The 23,022-nt window shown below is 60.6% G+C and carries 17 protein-coding genes; 9 read left to right on the forward strand and 8 right to left on the reverse strand.

The genetic code is table 11. The annotated features are described in order from the left end of the window. Positions 1 to 150: 150 nt before the first annotated feature. Both AD670_RS07165 and AD670_RS07170 read right to left on the reverse strand, forming a co-directional pair. Positions 151 to 516 carry a response regulator gene (locus AD670_RS07165; protein WP_053129783.1) on the reverse strand — a complete coding sequence of 122 codons (366 nt, stop codon included), beginning with the start codon at positions 514 to 516 and terminating at the stop codon, positions 151 to 153. Positions 517 to 709: 193 nt separating this feature from the next. After that, on the reverse strand, positions 710 to 4,237 hold the full coding sequence (locus AD670_RS07170; RefSeq protein WP_053129785.1) for a hypothetical protein: 3,528 nt from the start codon (positions 4,235 to 4,237) through the stop codon (positions 710 to 712). 265 nt (positions 4,238 to 4,502) lie between these two features. On the opposite strand from AD670_RS07170, the gene AD670_RS07175 reads away from it, so the two are divergent. The 5 genes from AD670_RS07175 (at position 4,503) to AD670_RS07195 (ending at position 11,070) form a co-directional block, all read left to right on the forward strand. After that, the gene (locus AD670_RS07175; protein ID WP_053129788.1) at positions 4,503 to 8,000 is read left to right on the forward strand and encodes a response regulator; all 3,498 of its coding nucleotides are present in this window, start codon (positions 4,503 to 4,505) and stop codon (positions 7,998 to 8,000) included. Beyond that, a complete protein-coding gene (locus AD670_RS07180) occupies positions 8,001 to 8,831 on the forward strand; it encodes a protein-glutamate O-methyltransferase CheR (RefSeq protein ID WP_371263174.1) in 831 nt (276 codons plus the stop codon). Further along, the gene (locus tag AD670_RS07185) at positions 8,828 to 9,427 is read left to right on the forward strand and encodes a chemotaxis protein CheB (protein WP_053129789.1); all 600 of its coding nucleotides are present in this window, start codon (positions 8,828 to 8,830) and stop codon (positions 9,425 to 9,427) included. Before AD670_RS07180 ends, AD670_RS07185 begins: the two co-directional genes overlap by 4 nt. Continuing rightward, positions 9,421 to 10,614: a hybrid sensor histidine kinase/response regulator gene (locus tag AD670_RS07190; protein WP_053129794.1), complete on the forward strand. Its 1,194-nt coding sequence runs from the start codon at positions 9,421 to 9,423 to the stop codon at positions 10,612 to 10,614. Before AD670_RS07185 ends, AD670_RS07190 begins: the two co-directional genes overlap by 7 nt. 78 nt (positions 10,615 to 10,692) lie before the next feature. Further along, the gene (locus AD670_RS07195) at positions 10,693 to 11,070 is read left to right on the forward strand and encodes a response regulator (RefSeq protein ID WP_003217591.1); all 378 of its coding nucleotides are present in this window, start codon (positions 10,693 to 10,695) and stop codon (positions 11,068 to 11,070) included. Between the two features lie 73 nt (positions 11,071 to 11,143). Here AD670_RS07195 and AD670_RS07200 read toward each other — a convergent pair whose 3' ends face one another. From AD670_RS07200 to AD670_RS07215, 4 genes are all read right to left on the reverse strand, one after another. Beyond that, positions 11,144 to 12,814: an ATP-binding protein gene (locus tag AD670_RS07200; RefSeq protein WP_053129797.1), complete on the reverse strand. Its 1,671-nt coding sequence runs from the start codon at positions 12,812 to 12,814 to the stop codon at positions 11,144 to 11,146. Then, positions 12,811 to 14,313 carry an ATPase domain-containing protein gene (locus AD670_RS07205; protein ID WP_053129800.1) on the reverse strand — a complete coding sequence of 501 codons (1,503 nt, stop codon included), beginning with the start codon at positions 14,311 to 14,313 and terminating at the stop codon, positions 12,811 to 12,813. The genes AD670_RS07200 and AD670_RS07205 overlap by 4 nt, the downstream gene beginning before the upstream one ends. Before the next feature lie 111 nt (positions 14,314 to 14,424). Continuing rightward, complete coding sequence (locus tag AD670_RS07210; protein WP_053129802.1) at positions 14,425 to 15,483, reverse strand: HEAT repeat domain-containing protein; 1,059 nt, start codon at positions 15,481 to 15,483, stop codon at positions 14,425 to 14,427. Between the two features lie 76 nt (positions 15,484 to 15,559). Next, positions 15,560 to 16,453 (reverse strand): bestrophin family protein, encoded by an 894-nt coding sequence (locus tag AD670_RS07215; RefSeq protein WP_053129804.1) that lies wholly within the window; start codon positions 16,451 to 16,453, stop codon positions 15,560 to 15,562. Positions 16,454 to 16,667: 214 nt separating this feature from the next. On the opposite strand from AD670_RS07215, the gene AD670_RS07220 reads away from it, so the two are divergent. Genes AD670_RS07220 through AD670_RS07235 form a run of 4 tightly spaced genes read left to right on the forward strand, consistent with a single transcriptional unit; the run spans position 16,668 to position 20,556 of the window. Next, complete coding sequence (locus tag AD670_RS07220) at positions 16,668 to 17,435, forward strand: SDR family NAD(P)-dependent oxidoreductase (RefSeq protein ID WP_053129806.1); 768 nt, start codon at positions 16,668 to 16,670, stop codon at positions 17,433 to 17,435. An 11-nt stretch (positions 17,436 to 17,446) separates the two neighbouring features. Further along, the gene (locus tag AD670_RS07225) at positions 17,447 to 18,631 is read left to right on the forward strand and encodes an acetyl-CoA C-acyltransferase (RefSeq protein WP_053129808.1); all 1,185 of its coding nucleotides are present in this window, start codon (positions 17,447 to 17,449) and stop codon (positions 18,629 to 18,631) included. A 12-nt stretch (positions 18,632 to 18,643) separates the two neighbouring features. Further along, positions 18,644 to 19,771, forward strand: coding sequence for an acyl-CoA dehydrogenase (locus tag AD670_RS07230; RefSeq protein WP_053129811.1), 1,128 nt, complete (start codon positions 18,644 to 18,646; stop codon positions 19,769 to 19,771). Between the two features lie 11 nt (positions 19,772 to 19,782). Beyond that, on the forward strand, positions 19,783 to 20,556 hold the full coding sequence (locus tag AD670_RS07235; RefSeq protein WP_053129814.1) for an enoyl-CoA hydratase: 774 nt from the start codon (positions 19,783 to 19,785) through the stop codon (positions 20,554 to 20,556). A gap of 77 nt (positions 20,557 to 20,633) precedes the next feature. Here AD670_RS07235 and AD670_RS07240 read toward each other — a convergent pair whose 3' ends face one another. Beyond that, complete coding sequence (locus AD670_RS07240) at positions 20,634 to 21,785, reverse strand: acyl-CoA dehydrogenase family protein (protein ID WP_053129817.1); 1,152 nt, start codon at positions 21,783 to 21,785, stop codon at positions 20,634 to 20,636. A 3-nt stretch (positions 21,786 to 21,788) separates the two neighbouring features. Beyond that, positions 21,789 to 22,892, reverse strand: a complete 1,104-nt coding sequence (locus AD670_RS07245; protein WP_053129820.1) for an enoyl-CoA hydratase/isomerase family protein — start codon at positions 22,890 to 22,892, stop codon at positions 21,789 to 21,791. Positions 22,893 to 23,022 lie beyond the last annotated feature (130 nt).

The following is a 23,022-nucleotide window of genomic DNA, read 5'->3' on the forward strand; positions in this document are numbered from 1 at the left end:
GGAATAAAGGCGACGAGTTTCCTGTTTTATTTCCCGAACGTCACGTTAATCCCTGCGAATAACGTGAACTCATCAATGCCGACCTCTACGGCGACTTGAACCTGCTTATTCCTGCCTCGCCTGGCTGGGTGGTGCTATACCGGCGACGGGTCAGGCGGCAGGCAGCATCGACTTGACCTTGTCGCGCAATTGATCAATGGAGAACGGCTTGGCGATCACTTGCATACCTGTGGGCACATCGATGTTCTCGGCATAGCCGCTGGCGAACAGGATAGGCAGGGTGGGGCGCAATTCACGTACCTTGGCCGCCAATTGCTTGCCGTCCATGTCCGGCAGGCCGACGTCGGTCATCATCAGGTCGATGACCTGAGCGGTATTTTCAACGGTCTTCAAGGCTTCTTCAGCGTCGGCAGCTTCAAGCACCAGGAACTCCAACTCTTCGAGCACATCAACGATCAGCATACGCACGATGGCATCGTCTTCGACGACAAGGATGGTGGAGGAGACTGCGGACATAATGAGGGTTCCCGAAAAAATGGAGGTGCAGGTCTTTAGCGGTTGAAAGACCATGCTCTAATGAGTCGCGTCAATCTCGGCAAGTTCCGTTGGCGGGCGCATTGTGACGGGTATAACGGAAAATGTCCCGCCAGCACAGTGAGTGTACGCAGGCTGCCCCAGCCTGTTGCAGGGCTGGGGTCAACCCGTTGAGTCACGCCGACAAAGGCTCGGATACCATCATTGAAACTGCAAAACTGTCGATCTTGTCTGTGACGATGTGATTGGGGTGGAAATAGCTCACGTGGAATTGCCGGATGCCCTGCGTCGACATCCACGGCTGTAGCGTAGCGCCCATTGCGCCACTGTTTAATGTTTTTTCAATGCCGGCTTGCATGGACTTCGCATTGTCAAACTTGACCAGCCCGCCATTGGGTTCGAAGAAAAACCATTCCTTGCGGCCATCCTTGACTCTGATGCCCGCCAGCATGGCGTGATCTTGCGTGCTGATTCTCACGTATTTGGTGGTTGCGGACGTGCTCAGGTCGTCAATGATCTGCTGATGCGTAACCAGTGAGGGAGCGCCGTTTATATGGAACGTCTCCTTTTGGTTCACGGCATCCTGCAGCTTTTTTATATCGTGATTGAATTTAGCGTGCAGCGAAGAGGGTGATTGCGTGGTGGAGGCCCTGCGAAGGTTTTCGAGGAATACGGTTTCGTCACCGCGATGCAGGGCGAGTGCCATGGCGTTCACCATACCGGCGCAGTCGCCCTTGGAGGCCAGGTCAACACGGGCAAGGTAGTCTGCTTGGGCAAAGCGATCGATGGAAACGCCGGGGCCAGCGACGTCGCTGGCAAGTTGGTGGCTGAAGTAACGGCCGACTTCCATTCTTTCCTTCTTCATCTCCCTGGCCAGAACCCCCATTTCTTCCGGCGTCCGGCCGGGTTTTGCGGCCAGCTCGACCAATGCTGGAAAGCTACGTTTTCCAGCGTAATCCGACAGGTCATCCAATGCGCCGCTTCGATACCCTTGGTTGAATTTCGACAGGGTCGCGGGGGTTCTCGCGCTGGCGATATTCGCTCCTACGCTGATCAGGTGTGCATCTACGCTGGCATCGAACAGACCGTTGCGCAGGGGCGAGAAATTCCCGATGGGCGGGCCATAGGGCACGTTTCGAAAAGGGTCATAGCTATACCATTGGCCATTTTTCAGCACGGCGACGCCTTCGACGCTCTGCTCTGCGACCTTATAGGAGCCGATCAGCGTCGGGCCATATTCCTGGTTGGCCGCCTTCAGCAGGTCATAGCTTCCCGATGGGCCACGGACCTTGTTGATCAGCGCCTGCCCGGATTCATTCAGAAATCTGGCCCCGCGCGTGGCCAGCCCGGCGGTTCCTGTCACCAGGCTCCTGGCTCCGCTCAAGGGGTTGAGCGTGCTGATAAGACCACTGCCGATGACGCGTGCGCCCTGCAGTGCCTTCACAGACGCGGATGTCGCGGATGACGCCACCTTGGCTAACTTTGCGCTCGCGCCGTAACCTGCGGTCACCAGCCCGAACGCATCCAGGCCAAGGTCGACAATGCCTGAGTCATAGTCACCGTCGCGAAAATTGACAATGGCCGATCTCAAGGGAATCAAGTTGAGAAAAAACTGCCTGACGCGCTCATCGCCGTCTTTCTGCTCATCGAATGTCGTGACTCCCTTGGCTTGCCGCCATTGGCCCTGACCGCCGATATCAAGGTGCTCAAGAAAAGCGTCCGCCAGGTAGTGGGTGCGGGACGAGGTAAAGCTTGAGGGCGCAATCGCCGGGTTGTCCTGGGGTTGCTCGCTTCCATGGCGGTCATGGTGTTCAGGGGTGAAGTGTTCCACTTTGGTCAAGAGACTGCCGTTGCGCCAAGCCTCCCCGGTGATAACTGCCTCCTGGCGCTTGACGATGCGTCTGTTGTTGAGGTCGATCTCATAAACACCCACCTCGGGTTTTCCATCAACGTGCCTTTCCGTTCTTACCAGCAATTGATTGAGTTTCGAATCGAAGCCGGGAGGGTTGAAAAAACCGGTGTCAATCTTGTATCGGTTGTACTGATAAAAATCGACTTTACCGAACTCCAGGTTTTCCCGATCTTTCAACGGAAGTTCGCAAATCAGGTGTTTTACCTGGGTCTGCACACCTTCTTTAAGTGGTGCGACTGCCGCCTCGTATTGCTCCATGAATATCCCGTTGACGTTTAGTCTGGGCTGCTCGTTAATCGCGTCGATGGGGAGTTCAGGATCGTCGGTTTTCCACCTGACGTTGATACCCATCATGGCCATATCCAGCATTGAGTGCTTGCCGTCCAATTGCTTGGATTTGTCATCGGAGACGGTTGAGAGGCTTTTCGATTCAAACGCAACGCCTTCGCCAAAGTGCTCCTTGAGCTTTTCCAGGGCGATGGCTTTTCTACTTGGAATCTGCGCAGTGATTGATTTGGACGCCTTGATCCTGGCACTTAACTGCTCATTGAACGCGGTCCGGACACGGTCCACTTCCTGGGGGGTGTAGAGGGCATCGTCCTTCTTCACGACCAGGCCATGGGTCACGCCCCAGTCCAGCAACAAGGTTTTGGTGATGTGTTCCGCCGGATCATTCAAGGCTTGTGCGGCACTCATGACCTGGCCGTAGCTCATCTGTGCTGCGGTACCCGGTGCGTGCGCTTCGACCTTGGCCACCGCAAGGCAGAAACTCACCCAGGCCTGGCTGCCGTTGACCACCGTGTCGGGGATGTCCTTGACCAGGAATTGAGGCGCTGTGCGTGACAGCAACAGGTGGGTGGCCAGCTTGGCCGAGGCTTGCGTGGCCCGGCCCTTAGCCACCAGATGCTCGCTGAGTCCGGTGACGATGGCTGACGGTGGCTTGCCCCAATAGTCGGGGTGGCCCAAATCAAAGCCGGCAATTGAATGCCTGGCGGGCGACTCGACAGATTCACGATCAAGGCTGACGTGGAGGGCGGCCAGCACGTAATCGCTGATGCTGGTGGGCGTGGCAATCCCTCCCAGCCCTTCCTGGATCGCTTGCCCCATCGCCTGGGCCTTGGAGGATTTGAGCAGGGTATCGAGCGCCTTGCTCGAATCTTGCAGTTCGACATCCGACAGCGCGCTGGCCCTGATCAGGGCCCCCAGCGCCCCTTTGGCCAGCTCTGCCCGGGCCAGCGCAGGCTCTGTCTGGGCATTACGGCGCAGGATGCTGGAATCGACGATGCCCCGTACGTTGCGTTGCTGTTCCTGGGTCAAGGGCAGGGGCCAGGACAAGCCCCCGCCGAGATCGCCCAACGGCTGCTCCAGGGCTCTGGCCTTAGCTGCGTCGGCCAAGTGAATCAACTCCGCTCGGGTTTCAGGGGTAGGTAAATCATGCTGCTTGATAAAGCTTTCCAGGCTGACGGTGGACTCGCTGCCCAATACGCTGGACGGGCGAAAAGCCGAGCGTGGATCAATGCCAGTGTGAGCGGCCTTCAAATGTGCCAACACCGCCTGGGGCGTCGCATCCTCTGCCAGGCTCTTCGCGGCGTCGGTGAGCTGTTGCGCCAGGTTCTTCCAATTCTGCGAGTTCCCCTGCGCGCGGGCCTCTGGCGAAAGCGGCTGCGACTCAACCGAGAACAGGTGTGCAGGGGAGGCGGCCGGGTTGCTGTGGGCGGGTGTGGCCTGCGCGGGTGGAACAGCGTGATCGATAACCAGTGGGCGTGGCTGGAGGCTCAACGAGGACTTCATCTTCATTACCTGTTAGTTGACTGGCCCTGCCAGGGCCTGATTCGGGCTTGAACTGAGTGTCGAGATCGCGCCAAGGTGTTCCCGCAGCAATGGGACCGGAATCGTCAGAAATCGTATGCATAAAACGCCGCAGCCGACCGGGTGTGGGTGGCGGGAAGTCTGGAGTGTTCATGGGTTTAAACCTCAATACGCATCAGAAACGTAGCCCTCTACTGGCACTTTGGGGCAAACTCCCGGTTTTTCCCTACTTGGCCAAGGCATGCCCATGACTCCCGCGTCGTCCGTCGATGAAAAGAGCTTTCGTACACTGCTCAGCCGAAACGTAGCGTTGCCCCTGGGCGTGGGCGTGCTCAGCGCGGTGTTTTTCGTCATCCTGATCACCTACCTGTTGTCGGTGATCCAGTGGGTCGAACACACCGATCGGGTCATCAATAACCTCAACGAGTCGTCAAAGCTGACGGTGGACCTGGAAACCGGCATGCGCGGATTCCTGATCACCGGCGATGAGCACTTTCTCGACCCGTACGAAGTGGCCAAGCCGCGAATCATTGCCGATCTACGCAATTTGCAGGACCTGGTCGCCGACAATCCGCAGCAGGTGGATCGCCTCAAACGCCTGGAAGCGTTGCAACTGGAGTGGAACAAATACGCCCAGTCGATGATTGATATGCAGCGCGAGAGTGGCGATTACCGCGGCGCGGTCAAGGCCGGGCGCGGCAAGCGCCTGACCGACGAAATTCGCAAGGAATACGAGGATGCGGTGGCTATGGAGCAGCAGTTCCGTATCACCCGCAATCAAGAAGTCACCCGCACTACGGTGCTCAGCGTCACGCTGTACCTGGCCTTTGTATTGGGCTTGAGTGGCTTCCTGGCGTATCGGGGTCGTAAAAATTTATTAGAATTATCAGAAAGTTACAGCAAGAACCTCGCGTCGCAAGAGAGGATCGCGCTGCGCCTCGAACAGCAGGCCTGGCTACGCAATGGCCAGACCGAGCTGGCTGAACAGGTACTTGGCCAGCTCACCCTCAACATGCTCGGTCGCAATATCCTGCAATTCTTCGCCCAATACATGGGCTCTGTGGTTGCGGCGCTGTATGTGCGCGAAGAACATGGCGGTCTCAAGCGCGTGGCCACGTATGGCTTCTCCCGCGAGCAGGAGCAGCAGGAGCAGTCGATTTACAGTGATGAGGGCATCGTTGGGCAGGCCGCCCAGCTCGATCGCCTGATTCGCCTGGACGATGTGCCGGTGGATTACTTCAAGGTCAGTTCCGGCCTGGGCGAAGGGACAACCCGCAGCGTCCTGGTGATGCCCACCAGCGATGACGACCGCGTCAATGGCGTGATCGAGCTGGGCTTTTTGCGACCGCTGAGTGAGCGTGATGTCGAATTGCTGGAGTTGATCGCCGGCAATATCGGCACCTCTATCGAGGCCGCGCGTTATCGCCAGCGTTTGCAGGAAGTGCTGGCCGAGACCCAGCAGCTCAACGAAGAGCTGCAAGTGCAGCAGGAAGAGCTCAAGACCGCCAACGAAGAACTCGAAGAGCAGTCGCGCATCCTTAAGGAATCCCAGGCCCACCTGGAAACTCAGCAGGCAGAGCTGGAGCAGACCAACGAGCAACTGGCCGAACAGACCCAGATCCTGGCCGACCAGCGCGATGCCATGGACCGCAAGAACGTTGAACTCAACCAGGCCCAGTTGGAGCTGGAAGACCGTGCCGATGAATTGCAGCGCTCCAGCAAGTACAAATCCGAATTCCTCGCCAACATGTCCCACGAACTGCGCACGCCGCTGAACAGTTCGCTGATCCTGGCCAAGTTGCTGGCGGAAAACCCCCAGGAAAACCTCAGCGCCGAACAGGTCAAGTTTGCCGAGTCGATCTATTCGGCGGGCAATGACCTGCTCAACCTGATCAACGACATTCTGGATATTTCCAAAGTAGAAGCCGGCAAGCTGGAAATGCGCCCTGAGAATTCCAGCGTGACGCGCCTGGTCGATGGCCTGCGCGGGATGTTCGAACCGCTGGCCGCCGACCGCAAGCTGGGGTTCCAGGTGCAGGTGCAGGAAGGTGCGCCGATCATGCTGTTTACCGACCGCCAGCGCCTGGAGCAGATTCTCAAGAACCTGCTGTCCAACGCGATCAAGTTCACCGAGCAAGGCGAGGTCAGCCTGTCGGTGTCCCGTGCGCCGGGGGAAGGCATTGCCTTTACCGTGCGTGATTCGGGCATCGGCATTGCGCCGGACCAGCAGGAAAGCATCTTCGAAGCCTTCCGCCAGGCCGATGGCACCACCAACCGCCGCTATGGCGGCACCGGCCTGGGCCTGTCGATTTCCCGCGACCTGGCCGCGTTGCTCGGCGGTTATATCAGCGTGACCAGCGAACCCGGTAAAGGCAGCACCTTCACCCTGGTACTGCCAGAGCAGTATGTCGAACGCGAGGATGATGCCGCGCCGATCGAGCAACCGCGCCAGGTCGTGGCCGCCCCCGCGCCCAAGCCCATCGCGGTGTCTCCGCTGCCAATCGCCGACGCCAAGCAGATCCCGCGCTTTGCCGACGACCGCGACAAGGCTCCGTTCGCCACCCGTTGCATCCTGGTGGTGGAGGATGAGCCGAACTTTGCGCGCATTCTGTTCGACCTGGCCCATGAGCTGGGTTACCAGTGCCTGGTGGCCCATGGTGCGGACGAGGGCTACAGCCTGGCCGAGGAATTCATTCCCGACGCGATCCTGCTCGACATGCGCCTGCCGGACCATTCCGGGCTGACCGTGCTGCAACGCCTCAAGGAGCACGCCAACACCCGCCACATCCCGGTGCATGTGATTTCCGTGGAAGACCGCGTCGAAGCCGCCATGCACATGGGCGCCATCGGTTATGCGGTAAAACCGACCACCCGCGAAGAGCTCAAGGACGTGTTTGCCCGCCTGGAAGCCAAGCTGACCCAGAAGGTCAAGCGCGTGCTGCTGGTGGAGGACGATGACCTGCAACGCGACAGCATTGCCCGCCTGATCGGCGATGATGATATCGAGATCACCGATGTTGGCTATGCCCAAGCCGCCCTGGAGCTGCTGCGCACCAACGTCTACGACTGCATGATCATCGACCTCAAGCTGCCGGACATGCTCGGCAACGAGTTGCTCAAGCGCATGGCCACCGAAGATATCTGCTCGTTCCCGCCGGTAATCGTCTACACCGGGCGCAATCTGACTCGCGATGAAGAGGCCGAACTGCGCAAGTATTCGCGCTCGATCATCATCAAGGGCGCTCGTTCGCCAGAGCGCCTGCTCGACGAAGTCACACTCTTTCTGCACAAAGTCGAATCCCAGCTGTCCCATGATCGCCAGAAGATGCTCAAGACCGCTCGCAGCCGCGATAAGGTCTTCGAGGGGCGCAAGATCCTGTTGGTGGACGACGATGTGCGCAACATCTTCGCCCTGACCAGCGCCCTGGAACACAAAGGTGCCGTGGTGGTAATCGGACGTAATGGTCGCGAAGCCATCGAGAAACTCAACGAAGTCGACGATATCGATCTGGTGCTGATGGACGTGATGATGCCGGAGATGGACGGTTACGAGGCTACCGCCTTGATCCGCCAGGACCCGCGCTGGAAGAAGTTGCCGATCATCGCCGTGACGGCCAAGGCCATGAAGGACGATCAGGAGCGTTGCCTCGCGGCGGGCTCCAACGACTACCTGGCCAAGCCGATCGACCTGGATCGCCTGTTCTCGCTGATTCGCGTGTGGCTGCCGAAGATGGAACGTATTTAAGTGGAGCGACGTTTTTTGGAGAAGAGCAGCGATATTGAGCTGCGCCTGTTGATCGAGGCGATTTACCTCAAGTACAGCTACGACTTTCGCGACTACTCCGGTGCGTCGGTCAAACGTCGCGTGGCCCATGCCTTGCGCCAGTTTGACTGCGCGACCATTTCTGCGCTGCAGGAGCGGGTGCTGCACGATCCGGCAGCGTTTATGCAGTTGCTGCAATTTCTGACGATCCCGGTGAGCGAGATGTTTCGCGACCCTTCGCACTTCCTGGCGATCCGTCAGGAAGTGGTGCCGCTGCTCAAGACGTATCCGTCGATCAAGATCTGGATCGCCGGCTGCAGCACGGGGGAGGAGGTCTACTCCATGGCCATCCTGTTGCGTGAAGAGGGGCTGCTGGAGCGCACGATCATCTACGCCACGGACATCAACCCGGCGTCGCTGGATAAAGCCAAGCAGGGCATTTTCTCGCTGGAGAATGTGCGCGCCTACACGGCCAATTATCAGCAGGCCGGGGGGCAGCGATCATTTGCCGACTACTACACGGCGGCCTACGATTACGCCATCTTCGACAAGACGCTGCGCGAAAACGTGACGTTCGCCGACCACAGCCTGGCGACCGACAGTGTGTTTTCAGAGACTCAATTAATTTCATGTCGTAACGTATTGATTTATTTCAATAAAAAGTTGCAGGATCGGGCGTTCGGATTGTTTCATGAGTCGCTGTGCCATCGCGGCTTCCTGGTGCTGGGCAGTAAGGAAACCCTGGATTTTTCCGCCTACAGCAAGCAGTTCGAACCCTTGGTCAAGCAGGAACGGATCTACCGAAAATCATGAACGACGTTGCAGCCAACCCGATTCGCGGGATTGAAGCCATCGTCGTCGGCGCTTCCGCCGGCGGCGTCGAGGCCTTGCTGAATATTTTTGCCGCGCTGCCTGACACCTTTGGCCTGCCGATCATTGCCGTGCTGCATCTGCCGGATGAGCGCCGTAGCCAACTGGCGGAAGTCTTTGCGCGGCGCCTGGCGATTCCGGTGCGGGAAGGGCAGGACAAGGAGGTGATCCAGGCGGGCACGTTGTATTTCGCCGGTCCCGGCTATCACCTTTCCGTAGAGCATGACCGCAGCCTGTCCCTGAGCCAGGAAGATCGGATACACCATTCCCGGCCGGCCATCGATTACCTCTTCGCCTCCGCCGCCGATGCCTATGGCAAGGGCCTGATGGCGATTCTGCTGACCGGGGCCAACCAGGACGGCGCCCACGGGCTGGCCCATGTCAAGCAATCGGGCGGCACCACAGTGGTACAGGACCCCAGCGAAGCGCGGATTGCCGTGATGCCGCGGGCAGCCCTGGCCCTGCATACACCTGACCATATTCTGACCTTGAGCCGCATTGCCGCATTGCTGGCTTCCCTGGAATCCTCACCATGTTAAGTACTGTCCAGGCCAAACTGCTGATCGTCGACGATCTGCCGGAAAACCTGCTGGCCCTCGAAGCGCTGATCAAGCGCGAGGATCGCCAGGTCTTCAAGGCACTGAGTGCCGACGAGGCCTTGTCCCTGTTGCTGGAGCACGAGTTCGCCATGGCGATTCTCGACGTGCAGATGCCCGGTATGAACGGCTTCGAGCTGGCCGAGTTGATGCGCGGCACCGAAAAAACCAAGAACATTCCGATTGTGTTCGTCAGTGCCGCCGGCCGTGAGCTTAATTACGCGTTCAAAGGCTATGAAAGCGGCGCTGTAGACTTTTTGCACAAACCGCTGGATATCCACGCGGTCAAGAGCAAGGTCAATGTGTTCGTCGACCTGTATCGCCAGAGCAAGGCGATGAAGCAGCAAGTGGAGGCCCTGGAGCGCAGTCGCCGCGAGCAGGAGCTGTTGCTCACTCGCCTGCAGGCCACCCAGGCCGAGCTGGAGCAGGCGGTGCGCATGCGTGATGACTTCATGTCGATCGTCGCCCATGAAGTGCGTACGCCGCTTAACGGCCTGATCCTCGAAACCCAGCTGCGCAAGATGCACCTGGCGCGGGACAATGCCGCCGCGTTTACCCTGGACAAGATGCACGCCATGGTCGACCGCGATGAGCGGCAGATCCAGAGCCTGATCCGCCTGATCGAAGACATGCTCGATGTGTCGCGCATCCGCACCGGCAAACTGTCGATTCGCCCCGGGCGCTTCGACCTGGCGCAACTGGTACGCAACCTGGTGGAGAACTTCGCGCCGCAAGTGGCGGCGGCGGACTCGTCCATGCAGCTGGTGGCCGAAGAGCCCGTGGAAGGCAACTGGGACGAATTCCGCATTGAGCAGGTGGTCACCAATCTGCTGACCAACGCCTTGCGCTACGGAGCCAAGAGCCCGGTGGATGTGCGCGTGTATGCCGAGCATGGCGAAGCCAGAGTGGAAGTGCGTGACCGCGGGATCGGCATCAGTGAAGAGAACCAGAAGCGCATTTTCCAACAGTTCGAGCGTGTCTCGGCCAGCCAGGTAGCGGCCGGACTGGGCCTCGGGCTGTTTATTTCAGAGCAGATCGTTGCGGCCCATGGCGGCACCATTGAGGTTGAGAGCCGGATAGGCGAGGGCGCCTTGTTTCGGGTGTGCCTGCCCCTGGAACCGTCGGCATGAAATCAATCGTCACCCCGACGCAACCTCTGCGTGACCCCATGGTCGTAATTGCAGCAATTGACCGGACAAAGGCTTCCCATGAGTGAAGATGCACAAGATGTCGTTCTGATCGTCGAGGACGACGAATCCATTATGTTTGTGCTGGGTGAGTACCTGGCTGGCCTCGGGTATCGGGTGTTGAAGGCGATCGATGGCGAGCAGGCCTTCGAAATCCTGGCCACCAAGCCGCACCTGGACCTGATGGTCACCGACTACCGCCTGCCGGGCGGCATTTCCGGAGTGCAGATCGCCGAGCCGGCGATCAAGTTGCGCCCGGAGCTGAAGGTGATTTTTATCAGCGGCTATCCGCAGGAAATTCTCGACTGCAACAGCCCGATCACGCGCAATGCACCGATCCTGGCCAAGCCGTTTGATCTGGATACGTTGCAGGAGCATATCCAGCGGTTGTTGGCGTAAGGTGAGCCAGTCCCAGTCTGATGGCGTATCAGGCTCTCACGAGCCTGAATGACGCTATTGGGCTAATAGTCATTCACGCCCGGATCATCTCCCGCACCTTGGCGGTCAACAAATCAAAGGTGAAGGGCTTGGTGATCAACTGCATGCCTGGATCCAGGAACCCGCCACGCACTGCCGCATGTTCGGCATACCCGGTAATAAACAACACCTTAAGGTCCGGGCGAACCTGCCTGCCGATCTCTGCCAGTTGCCGTCCATTCATCCCTGGCAGCCCCACATCACTGATCATCAGGTCAATGCGCTGGCCGGACTCGATGATGGGTAATGCCGTGTCAGCATCCCCCGCCTCGACAAACGCATAGCCCAGTTCGCTCAATACCTGGCTGACCAGCACGCGCACCGCCGGGTCGTCCTCGACGATCAGCACGGTTTCACCGGTAGTGGCGACGGGCAGCAGGGCAGGGTCCAACGGCGTGTCTGCGGTGACTTCACCGATAAAGCGCGGCAGGAACAGGCTCACCGTGGTGCCTTTGCCCACCTCACTGTGCAGGGTGACATGCCCGCGTGACTGGCGCGCAAAACCGTAGATCATCGACAAGCCCAGGCCGGTACCCTGGCCGATGGGCTTGGTGGTGAAGAAGGGGTCGAATACCCGGCCAAGCAGGCTTTCCGGTATGCCACAGCCGGTGTCGCTGACGCTCAGCTCCACATAGTCGCCGGGCGTGAGTGTGCCGTAGGCGGCGGTGAACACGCTGTCAAGATGGCGGTTACTGGTATCGACAATCAGCCGGCCGCCCCCCGGCATGGCATCCCGGGCGTTGAGGGCCAGGTTGAGCAGGGCGCTTTCGAGTTGATTGGGATCGGCTTCGGCGGTCCACAACAGAGGGTCGAGGCGCATGTCCAAGACGATGCTTTCGTTAAGGCTGCGTTGCAGCAACTCGCCCATGGACGTGACCAACTGGTTGATCTGAACCGGCTTGGAATCCAGCGACTGCCGCCGCGAGAACGCCAACAGGCGGTGGGTCAGGCCGGCGGCGCGGTTGGCGGAGGTCACGCCGAGGTCGATCAGGCTGTCGAGGTCGTCCAACTTGCCGCGGGACACGCGCCGTCGCAACAGCTCCAGGCTGCCGATGATGCCGGTCAGCATATTGTTGAAGTCGTGGGCGATACCGCCTGTCAACTGGCCGACGGCTTCCATTTTTTGCGACTGGCGCAGGGCTTCTTCGTTGCTGCGCAACTGCGCCGTGCGCTCCTCGACTTGCTGTTCAAGGGTCTCCAGGGTGCGCTGCAGGCGCAGTTCGCTTTCGCTCAGGTCGATCAGCCTGTCGCGCGCATCATATTGCCGGCGCCGGCCGCGCAGGGCGGCGCTCACCAGGCTGATCAGCGTGACCGGATGGAACGGCCGCTCCAGGAAGGTTACGTTGCCCAGCAAGCCGCTGAGGTGGGATGAGCCGTTCTGCTCGGTACCGCCATGGTGGGTCATCAGCACGATCGGCAGGTCAGACCATGCGGGCTGCTGATGCAGATGTTCCAGCAGGGGTTCGAGGTCCGCGCCACGCAACGCTTCGGCCGCAATGATCAACAGGCCGGCGCCTTGTTCCAGGGCTTCGCACAGCACCGTCAGGTTGCTGGCGATGACCCCGCTGTAGCCGGCCTCGTTGAGCATCATCAGGGCCAACGAGCCGTCACGGCCCATTGGCGCCAGGACAATTGCGCGCTCGGATAGAGGGGAAATCGCCGTCACACGCCCTCTTCCTTGAGCAAAGGGGAGCCCGCGCCCATGTAGGTCGGGATCCCGCGCAAGACACCCTGGAAGTTATCCAGCGGCTCACCGACGGTCATGCCGCCGCTGCCGATACGGTATTCACGGATAGTCGACTCGTGCGCGCCAGTGCGCTTCTTGATGATCGAGATGGCGCGGCGCACCTTGCCCAGGGCCTCGAAGTAACGCAACAGGATCACCGTATCGGCCAGGTAAGTGATGTCAACCGGCGCCTGCATGTCGCCGACCAGCCCGTGTTGCGCGACGGTCATGAATGTCGCCGCGCCACGGCGGTTGAGGTACAGCAGCAGTTCGTGCATGTGCAGGATCAGCGCGTTCTCTTCCGGCATCGCCGCCTGGTAACCGTTGATGCTGTCGATGACCACGGTCTTGATGCCGCGCTCATCCACGCAACGGCGCACGCGGTGGGAGAACTCGCCGGGCGACAGCTCGGCCGCGTCCACTTGCTCGATCAGCAGGTTGCCGGTGGCTTGCAGGGCGGCGAGGTCGATGCCCATGTTGTTCATGCGTTCGAACAGCAGGCCCAGTTCTTCATCGAAGATAAACAGCGCGGCTTTTTCGCCACGGGCTACCGCGGCTGCGGCGAAGATCATCGAGATCAGCGATTTGCCGGTACCGGCAGGGCCAAGGATCAGGCTGCTGGAGCCCGTCTCGACACCGCCGCCCATCAACGCATCCAGCTCGCGAATGCCGCTGCTCAACGTCTGACGCACATAACCACCCCGATGCTCGGCCGCGACCAGGCGCGGGAACACGTGGATGCCATCGTGCATGATGGTGAAGTCGTGAAAACCACCCCGGTATTTTTGCCCGCGATACTTCACCACCCGCACGCGACGGCGTTCAGCGCCGTAGTTGGGGGTCAGTTCTTCCAGGCGAATCACGCCGTGGGCCACGCTGTGCACGGTCTTGTCGAGGGACTCGGTGGTCAGGTCGTCGAGCAGCAGCACGGTGGCGTCATAGCGCACGAAGTAATGCTTGATCGCCAGGATCTGCCGGCGATAGCGCAACGAGCTTTGCGCCAGCAGGCGGATTTCCGAGAGGCTGTCGATTACGACGCGGGTCGGCTTGACCCGTTCCACCACTTCGAAGATCTGCCGGGTGGCTTCGCCCAGCTCCAGGTCGGAGGAGTACAGCAGGCTCTGCTGATGCTCGGCATCCAGCAGACTTTCCGGCGGGGTCAGCTCAAAAATATGGATATTGTCGTCCAGCTCCCAACCATGGGACTCGGCGCCCTGGCGTAACTCGCGCTCGGTTTCGGACAGTGTGATGTACAGCGTTCGCTCACCCTCTTTCGCCCCGGCCTGCAAGAAGTGCAGGGCGACCGTGGTTTTACCGGTGCCAGGTTCACCTTCCAGCAGGAACAGGTGGCTGCGCGATAGACCGCCGCAAAGAATGTCATCAAGACCTTCGATGCCGATGGCTGCTTTTTCGGTTAACAACGCTTTGGATGTAGACAAGAAGTGCCCTCAGGTCACATACGAGTAGAGGATGCGCGCCCTTGTGGACGCGCCATGTTCTCTTGACCGTAGTGCTTTGCGGCGGTTCAAATTGATGCGCGATTATTGCGCCTACAGGCCTTGCTGCAGGGCCGGATCGTCAGGGTTTTGCTGTTCGAGCTGGGCAAGCAGCACCTGCACATTCTGCAATTGGCCGCTTTCTTTCCAGTAGTTGACCAGCAGCACCCGCGCCTTGCGATTGGCCGGGTGGCGCTGGATGATTTCTTCCAATTGGCGCTGGGCGGCTTCCAGTTCCTGCTGGGCGTGCAGGGTGGTGGCCAGGTCATAACGATAATCCTGGTTGTCCGGCTCCAACTCCACTGCCTTGGACAGGCCCAGCAGCGCATAAGGACGCTCGCCGTGGTGCAGCAACCACATGCCGAGGGCGTGCTGCAGGTAGGCCGATTCCGGATGCGCCGCCAATTGCCGCGCCAACAACTGGCGGGAATCGTCGGTCTTGCCCTGCTTATCCAGCAATTCGATTTGAGCCACCACGGCCTGCAGGTTATCCGGTTGCAGGCGCATGGCCTGCTCCAGGGCATGTTGCGCCTCGGGCAACAGGGCGCTGTGGATGTACAGGCGTGCCAGTTGAATCCAGCCTTCGGCGGTTTCGGGCTGGGCCTTGAGCTTCTTCACGAACTCATCGAGTACTTGCTGCAACGGTCCGAAATACAGCCCCAGGGTATCGGGCGACAGTCCGAGCAAGGCATTCGCGGCGGCAAAGCGCACCTCCTGCTCGGGGTCATCCAGCGCCGGGCCGAGCAACAGCGTGCGTTGGCCGGTCGGCACCAGGCCGACAATGCTGTGGATGGCGGCCTCGCGTACCCGCGGTGATTCGCTGCTGAGGTCTTTATCCGCGAGCTTCAAGGCTTGGGGGCTGGGGTAGTTGGGCAGTTCGACGTGCAACGCGGCGCGGCGCTCGGGTGTCAGGTCCGGCCGGCCCAATTGCTGATACAGCACGCGCGCGGCGCCTGGCTCACCGTTGTGCGCCTGTTTCAGGGCTTTGGAGTAACCATGGGCAATGGCGGGAGGCACGGCCACCTGGGTGTTGCGGGAGAAATACCAGGTGATCAGCACAATCAACAACAGGGCGCACAGGCCGACGATGGAGTAACGGCGTGACTTTGACATGCAGGCGTCCGAAAGCTTGGGCAGCTAGAGCAAAGCCATCAGCTTCGGTCAGACCAGGGCAGGTGTCAAACCTGTGTCAGGTGAGCACGTATTCCACCGGCTCCAGGGCTGGCGGCAACTCGGTTTCGCCCAGCGCGGCGAGCACCTCGCGCTCCAGGGTGCGCAGCAGCGCATTGCAGGGCAGGTCGTTTTCGTCGAAGCCGAAGGGGTCTTCCAGGTCATCGCCGATTTCATCCAGGCCAAAGAAGGTGTAGCTGACGATTGCGGTGAACACCGGCGTCAGCCAGCCCAGTGGCTCGGCCATGGCGAACGGCAACAGAATGCAGAACAGGTAGATGGTGCGGTGCAGCAGCAAGGTATAGGGGAAGGGCAGCGGGGTTGTCTTGATGCGTTCGCATGAGGCCTGGACCTGGCTGAGGCTGACCAACCGGGTTTCCAGCTGGGTGTAGCGCCATTCGCTGAGTACGCCTTGCTCGGTCAGTACGGAAAAACGCGCACCGACCGCCTGCAACAGCTTGTCCGGGAGATTGGGGTGGCGGCTGTCCACCTCGCTCCAGGGCTGGATTGCCCGGGCTTCATCTTCATGGCGCAAACGCGCGATCAGCCCGTGGGCAAACCCGCACAGTGCGCGCAGCAGGGCGGCACGTTCGGCCGGGTCGCTGAGTACCTGGGTTTGGCGAATCAGCGAGCGCACATCGATGATCATCTGCCCCAACTGCTTGCGACCTTCCCACCAGCGGTCATAGCAGGCGTTATTGCGAAAGCTCATGAAGATCGACAGCGACAGCCCCAGCAGCGTAAACGGCGTGGCATTAACTTTGGAGAAGTACGCCGGGTGCAGGGTTTCCACCAGCACGATCACCGAGGCCAGCAACGTCACCAGCAGGCTGCGCAGCGCGATGCGCTTGGCAATCGAGCCCTTGAGGGAGAACAGGATACCCAGGAGGTTGGGTTTGGGACGCACGATCATCGGGAGCAGGACTTCTTCGGTGGCGCAGGCCCTCAGGTTAGGAGCTCGCGCGATCGACGTCCAATCGCTTGGGCTGACCGGCCGATCAGCGGGGTCGATGATTGGCCAAACCAGTCAGCCAAGTTGAAGGCTTTGACCATTGCCGCTGCAGCGCTGCGGGGCGACTATTTCCCGGGTTCCGTCCTTAGTTGATGCACAGTTCAAGGAAACAATGATGCAGATTCAGAACAAGATTTTCCTCGTCAGTGGCGGCGCGTCAGGCCTGGGCGCAGCCACCGCTGAAATGCTCGTAGCGGCCGGCGCCAAAGTGATGCTGGTGGACTTGAACGCCGACGCCGTAGCCGCCAAGGCCAAGCAGCTCGGCGACAACGCCCGCAGCGCAGTGGCGGATATCAGCCAGGAAGCGGCTGCCGACGCCGCCGTGCAGGCAACGGTCGCGGCGTTTGGCGGCTTGCATGGTTTGGTCAACTGCGCGGGCGTGGTACGCGGTGAAAAGATCCTCGGTAAGAATGGCCCTCATGGCCTGGCCAGCTTTGCCCAGGTGATCAACGTCAACCTGATCGGCAGCTTCAACCTGTTGCGCCTGGCGGCAGCGGCCATCGCTGAAACCGAAGCGAATGCCGATGGCGAGCGCGGCGTGATCATCAACACCGCCTCCGTGGCGGCCTTTGACGGGCAGATCGGCCAGGCGGCCTACGCCGCGTCGAAAGGCGCGATTGCCAGCCTCACGTTGCCCGCGGCCCGTGAGCTGGCGCGCTTCGGTATTCGGGTGATGACCATCGCCCCGGGCATTTTCGAAACACCGATGATGGCCGGCATGACCCCCGAAGTACGCGACTCCCTGGCCGCCGGCGTGCCGTTTCCGCCGCGCCTGGGCAAACCCGCCGAGTACGCCGCACTGGTGCGGCACATCATTGAAAACAGCATGCTCAATGGCGAGGTGATCCGTCTCGACGGCGCCTTGCGCATGGCTGCCAAGTAAGGAGCACTTCCATGACCGATCCTATCGTCATCGTCAGCGCCGTGCGCACGCCCATGGGCGGGTTCCAGGGCGACCTCAAGGGCCTGACCGCGCCGCAATTGGGTTCCGCCGCCATCCGTGCAGCGGTCGAGCGTGCCGGCATTGCCAGCGACGCCGTGGATGAAGTGTTGTTTGGTTGCGTGCTGCCCGCCGGCCTCGGCCAGGCACCTGCGCGCCAAGCCGCCCTGGGCGCGGGCCTGGACAAATCCACACGCTGCACCACCCTCAACAAGATGTGCGGCTCGGGCATGGAGGCGGCGATCCTGGCCCATGACTCGCTGCTGGCGGGCAGTGTCGATGTGGTGATCGCCGGGGGCATGGAAAGCATGTCCAACGCGCCGTACCTGCTGGATCGCGCCCGCAGCGGCTACCGCATGGGCCACGGCCGCGTGCTCGACCACATGTTTCTCGACGGCCTGGAGGATGCCTACGACAAGGGCCGCCTGATGGGCACCTTTGCCGAGGAATGCGCGCAGCTGAACGGCTTCAGTCGTGAGACACAGGATGCGTTCGCCATCGCTTCGCTGACCCGTGCGCAAGAAGCAATTGCCCATGGCAGCTTCGCCGCCGAAATTGTCCCGGTACAGGTCACCGTCGGCAAAGAGCAGAAAACCATCCTGCATGACGAACAACCACCCAAGGCCAAGCTGGAAAAAATCCCCAGTCTGAAACCGGCGTTCCGCGAAGGTGGCACCGTCACGGCGGCCAATTCCAGCTCGATTTCCGACGGCGCGGCAGCGTTGCTGTTGATGCGTGAGTCCGAGGCACAGAAGCGCGGCCTTAAACCACTGGCGGTGATCCACGGGCACGCGGCGTTTGCCGATGAGCCGGGGCTGTTTCCAGTGGCGCCGGTGGGGGCGATTCGTAAGTTGATGAGCAAGACCGGCTGGAGCATCGCCGATGTGGATCTGTTCGAAATCAACGAAGCCTTTGCCGTGGTCAGCCTGGTGACCATGAGCAAGCTGGAAATTCCCCATGCCAAGGTCAATATCCACGGCGGCGCCTGCGCCCTGGGCCATCCGATTGGCGCATCCGGCGCGCGGATCCTGGTGACCCTGCTCTCGGCGCTGCGCCAGAAAGGCCTCAAGCGTGGCGTTGCTGCCATTTGCATCGGCGGTGGTGAAGCCACGGCCATGGCCGTTGAATGCCTGTATTAAGGACTGATCCCCATGCTGCCCAATGACGAACAACTGCAAATCAGCGACGCGGCCCGGCAATTTGCCCAGGAGCGGCTCAAGCCGTTTGCCGCCGAATGGGACCGTGAGCACCGCTTTCCCAAGGAAGCCATCAGCGAGATGGCCGAACTGGGCTTTTTCGGCATGCTGGTGCCGGAACAGTGGGGCGGGTGCGACACCGGTTACCTGGCCTACGCCATGGCCCTGGAGGAAATCGCCGCCGGTGACGGCGCCTGCTCGACCATCATGAGCGTGCATAACTCGGTAGGCTGCGTGCCTATCCTCACTTTCGGCAACGATCAGCAGAAGGCGCAATTCCTCAAGCCCCTGGCCAGTGGCGCCATGCTCGGTGCGTTCGCCCTGACTGAACCCCAGGCCGGCTCGGATGCCAGCGGCTTGAAAGCCCGCGCACGCCTTGAAGGCGATCATTACGTGCTCAACGGCTGCAAACAGTTCATCACCTCCGGCCAGAATGCCGGGGTAGTGATTGTGTTTGCGGTGACCGACCCGGCAGCGGGCAAGCGTGGGATCAGCGCGTTTATCGTGCCCACCGATTCGCCGGGCTACAGCGTGGCGCGGGTCGAGGACAAGCTCGGCCAGCATGCGTCCGATACCTGCCAGATCCTGTTCGAGGATGTAAAGGTGCCGGTGGCTAACCGTCTTGGGGAGGAGGGCGAGGGCTACAAGATCGCCCTGGCCAACCTTGAAGGAGGTCGCGTCGGCATCGCCTCGCAATCGGTGGGCATGGCCCGTGCAGCCTTTGAAGCGGCCCGCGACTACGCCCGTGAGCGCGAGAGCTTTGGCAAGCCCATCATTGAACACCAGGCCGTGGCTTTTCGCCTGGCGGACATGGCCACGCAAATTGCCGTGGCGCGGCAGATGGTGCATTACGCCGCTGCGCTGCGTGACAGTGGCAAGCCCGCCCTGGTGGAGGCCTCGATGGCCAAGCTGTTCGCGTCGGAAATGGCCGAGAAAGTCTGTTCCGCCGCCTTGCAAACCCTCGGCGGTTACGGTTACCTGAGCGACTTCCCCGTGGAGCGGATCTACCGCGATGTGCGGGTTTGCCAGATTTACGAAGGCACCAGCGATATTCAACGCATGGTCATCTCACGCAATCTCTAAGGAGCCGATACATGAGTTACGAAACGATTTTGCTCGAAGTCCAAGGCCGCATCGGGCTGATTACCCTCAACCGCCCTCAAGCCCTGAATGCCCTGAATGCGCAGTTGGTCAGTGAGTTGAACCAGGCCCTGGATGGCCTGGAAGCCAACCCGGAAATTGGCTGCATCGTCTTGACCGGCTCGAAAAAAGCCTTCGCTGCCGGTGCGGACATCAAGGAAATGGCCGAGCTGACCTACCCGCAGATCTACCTCGACGACCTGTTCAGCGACAGTGACCGCGTGGCCAACCGGCGCAAGCCGATCATCGCCGCGGTCAACGGCTTCGCCCTGGGCGGCGGCTGCGAACTGGCGCTGATGTGCGATTTTATCCTGGCCGGTGACGGTGCCAAGTTCGGCCAGCCGGAAATCAACCTCGGCGTGCTGCCGGGCATGGGCGGCACCCAACGCCTGACCCGCGCGGTGGGCAAGGCCAAGGCCATGGAAATGTGCCTGACCGGGCGTTTTATCGATGCGGTGGAAGCCGAGCGCTGCGGGATTGTCGCGCGCATCGTGCCCGCCGATGAACTGCTCGACGAGGCGCTGAAAGTCGCCACGCTGATTGCCGGCAAATCGGTGCCGATCAGCATGATGGTCAAGGAAAGCGTGAACCGTGCGTTTGAAGTGAGCTTGTCCGAGGGTGTGCGCTTTGAGCGCCGGGTGTTCCATGCGGCGTTCGCGACGCAGGATCAGAAGGAGGGCATGGCGGCATTTGTGGCCAAGCGTGCGCCGGAGTTCAAGGATAAGTAAGCGATCCTTTAAACATTGAGGATCAAATGTGGGAGGGGGCTTGTCCCCCTCCCACATTGGGTTTTGTGGTGTGTCAGTTAGAGCTGGTAGTGCTTGAGCTCTCTGGCAATCACCATCCGCTGAATCTCGCTGGTCCCTTCGTAAATCTGCGTGATCCGCGCATCCCGGTAGTAACGCTCCACTGGGTAATCCTCCAGATATCCATAGCCGCCATGAATCTGCATCGCACTGGAGCAGACTTTCTCGGCCATTTCCGAGGCAAACAGCTTGGCCTGGGACGCTTCCGAGAGGCAGGGCTTGCCGGCGCTGCGCAGGCGCGCCGCGTGCAGGATCAGTAAGCGGGCAGCGTTCAAGCGGGTTTGCATATCCGCCAGCAGGTTGGCCACGCTTTGGTGCTCGATAATTGCCTTGTCGAACTGCACCCGGTCGCGGGCATAGGCAAGTGCTGCCTCAAAGGCTGCACGGGCGATGCCCAGGGCTTGGGCGGCAATGCCGATGCGGCCGCCTTCGAGGTTGGACAGGGCGATGGCCAAGCCTTTACCGCGCTCGCCAAGCAGGTTGGCCTCGGGCACGCTGCATTGGTTCAGGGTGACGGCGCAGGTGTCCGAGGCCCGAATACCCATCTTGTGCTCAGTGCGGTCGACCACAAAACCTGGGGTGTCGGTAGGCACCAGGAACGCGGAAATACCTTTCTTGCCCAGGTCCGGGTCGGTCACGGCAAATACAATCGCCAGCTTGGCGCGCTTGCCATTACTGACGAACTGCTTGGCGCCATTGATCACCCACTGGCCGTCGCGCAGTTCGGCCCGGGTGCGCAGGTTGTGCGCCTCGGAGCCGGCCTGGGGTTCGGTCAGGCAGAAACAGCCAATCGCCTGGCCACTGGCAAGGTCGGCCAGCCAGGTTTGTTTTTGCTCTGTTGTGCCGTAGTTGAGGATTGGCCCGCAACCGACTGAATTATGGATACTCATCAGCGCGCCGGTAGCGCCATCACCTGCGGAAATTTCCTCCACCGCGAGGGCATAGGCGACGTAATCGACATAGGTGCCGCCCCATTCTTCCGGCACTACCATGCCCAGCAGGCCCAGTTCGCCCATCTTCGCCACCAGGGCGTCGTCGATCCAGCCAGCTTTCTCCCAAGCTTGGGCATGGGGGGCAATCTCGCCACGGGCGAAGTCGCGCGCCATGTCGCGGATCATTACCTGTTCTTCAGTGTATTCAATATCTTGCATGGCTTATTTCGCAACCTGCTCGAAGTGATGGAAGAAGCTGTCGACATGGCTTTTGTCTAGCCCATGGAGCGTCGGCGGGTTCCAGCGAGGGTTCTTGTCTTTGTCGATGATCAGCGCGCGGACCCCTTCGATCAGGTCGCCGCGTTCGAACCATTGGCGGTCGAGGTGCAGTTCCAAGGCAAAGCACTGCTCCAACGGCAAGCGCCGGCCGCGTCTCAGCATTTCCAAGGTCACGGCCATGGCCAGGGGCGAGCGGGTTTGCATCAGGTGCACGGTGTTCAATGCCCACTCATGGCTGTCGGCGACGGTGACTTCCTGGAGTTGCTCGACGATGCTCGGAATATCCGGCAGGCCGAAGAAGTGGTCGATAGCTGGGCGCAATGCGGCCAACGGCGGGTCGGGCAGCCGTTGTACAGCCAGCTTGGCCAGCACGCCTTGCAGGTCTTTGAGGGGCGATTCGTGCCATTGCAGGCTATCGAGCTTCTGGTCCAGGTCGGCGAGTCTGGCACTGTCCAGGTACCAGTCCGCCAGCCCGCAGTAGAGTGCGTCAGCGGCGCGGATCTGCACGCCGGTAACGCCGAGGTAGATCCCCAGTTCCCCCGGGATGCGTGGCAGGAAGTAGCTGCCACCCACATCGGGGAAGTAACCGATGGCCACTTCCGGCATGGCCAGGCGGCTGCGCTCGGTGACGACGCGCAAATCCGCGCCTTGCACCAGCCCCATGCCGCCGCCCAGGACAAACCCGTCCATCAACGCCAATACGGGCTTACGGTAATGGTGGATGGCCAGGTCCAGCGCGTATTCCTCGACGAAGAAGTCTTCGTGCAAGCTGTCGCCGCGCTTGAAGCTGTCATACAGGGAACGGATATCGCCGCCGGCACAGAAAGCCTTTTCGCCCGCACCGCGCAGGACCACGGCATGCACTTGCGGGTCGTCTGACCAGGCCTGCAGCTGTTGCGTCAGGCGGCGGACCATGTCCAGGGTGAGGGCGTTCAAGCCGGAGGGGCGGTTTAGGGTGAGGTGGCCGATATGGTTGCGTACCTCGGCCAGTACGTCTTCCTCAAGCCTATCGGCACTGCTTGCTTCGCTTGAAACCTGAGCAGTCATCTATAACTCCCTGCTTTTATTGTTCTTTATCAAGATGTTCGTGCGCGAACACTCTCGTGAGAGTACCAGTGCAAATTTGCACAGTACAACCCGGAATCATGCAGGTCGTTTTTGCATTTATGCAGGGAGC

Source organism: Pseudomonas sp. MIACH (assembly GCF_001269925.1).
In the GTDB taxonomy this organism is placed as follows: domain Bacteria; phylum Pseudomonadota; class Gammaproteobacteria; order Pseudomonadales; family Pseudomonadaceae; genus Aquipseudomonas.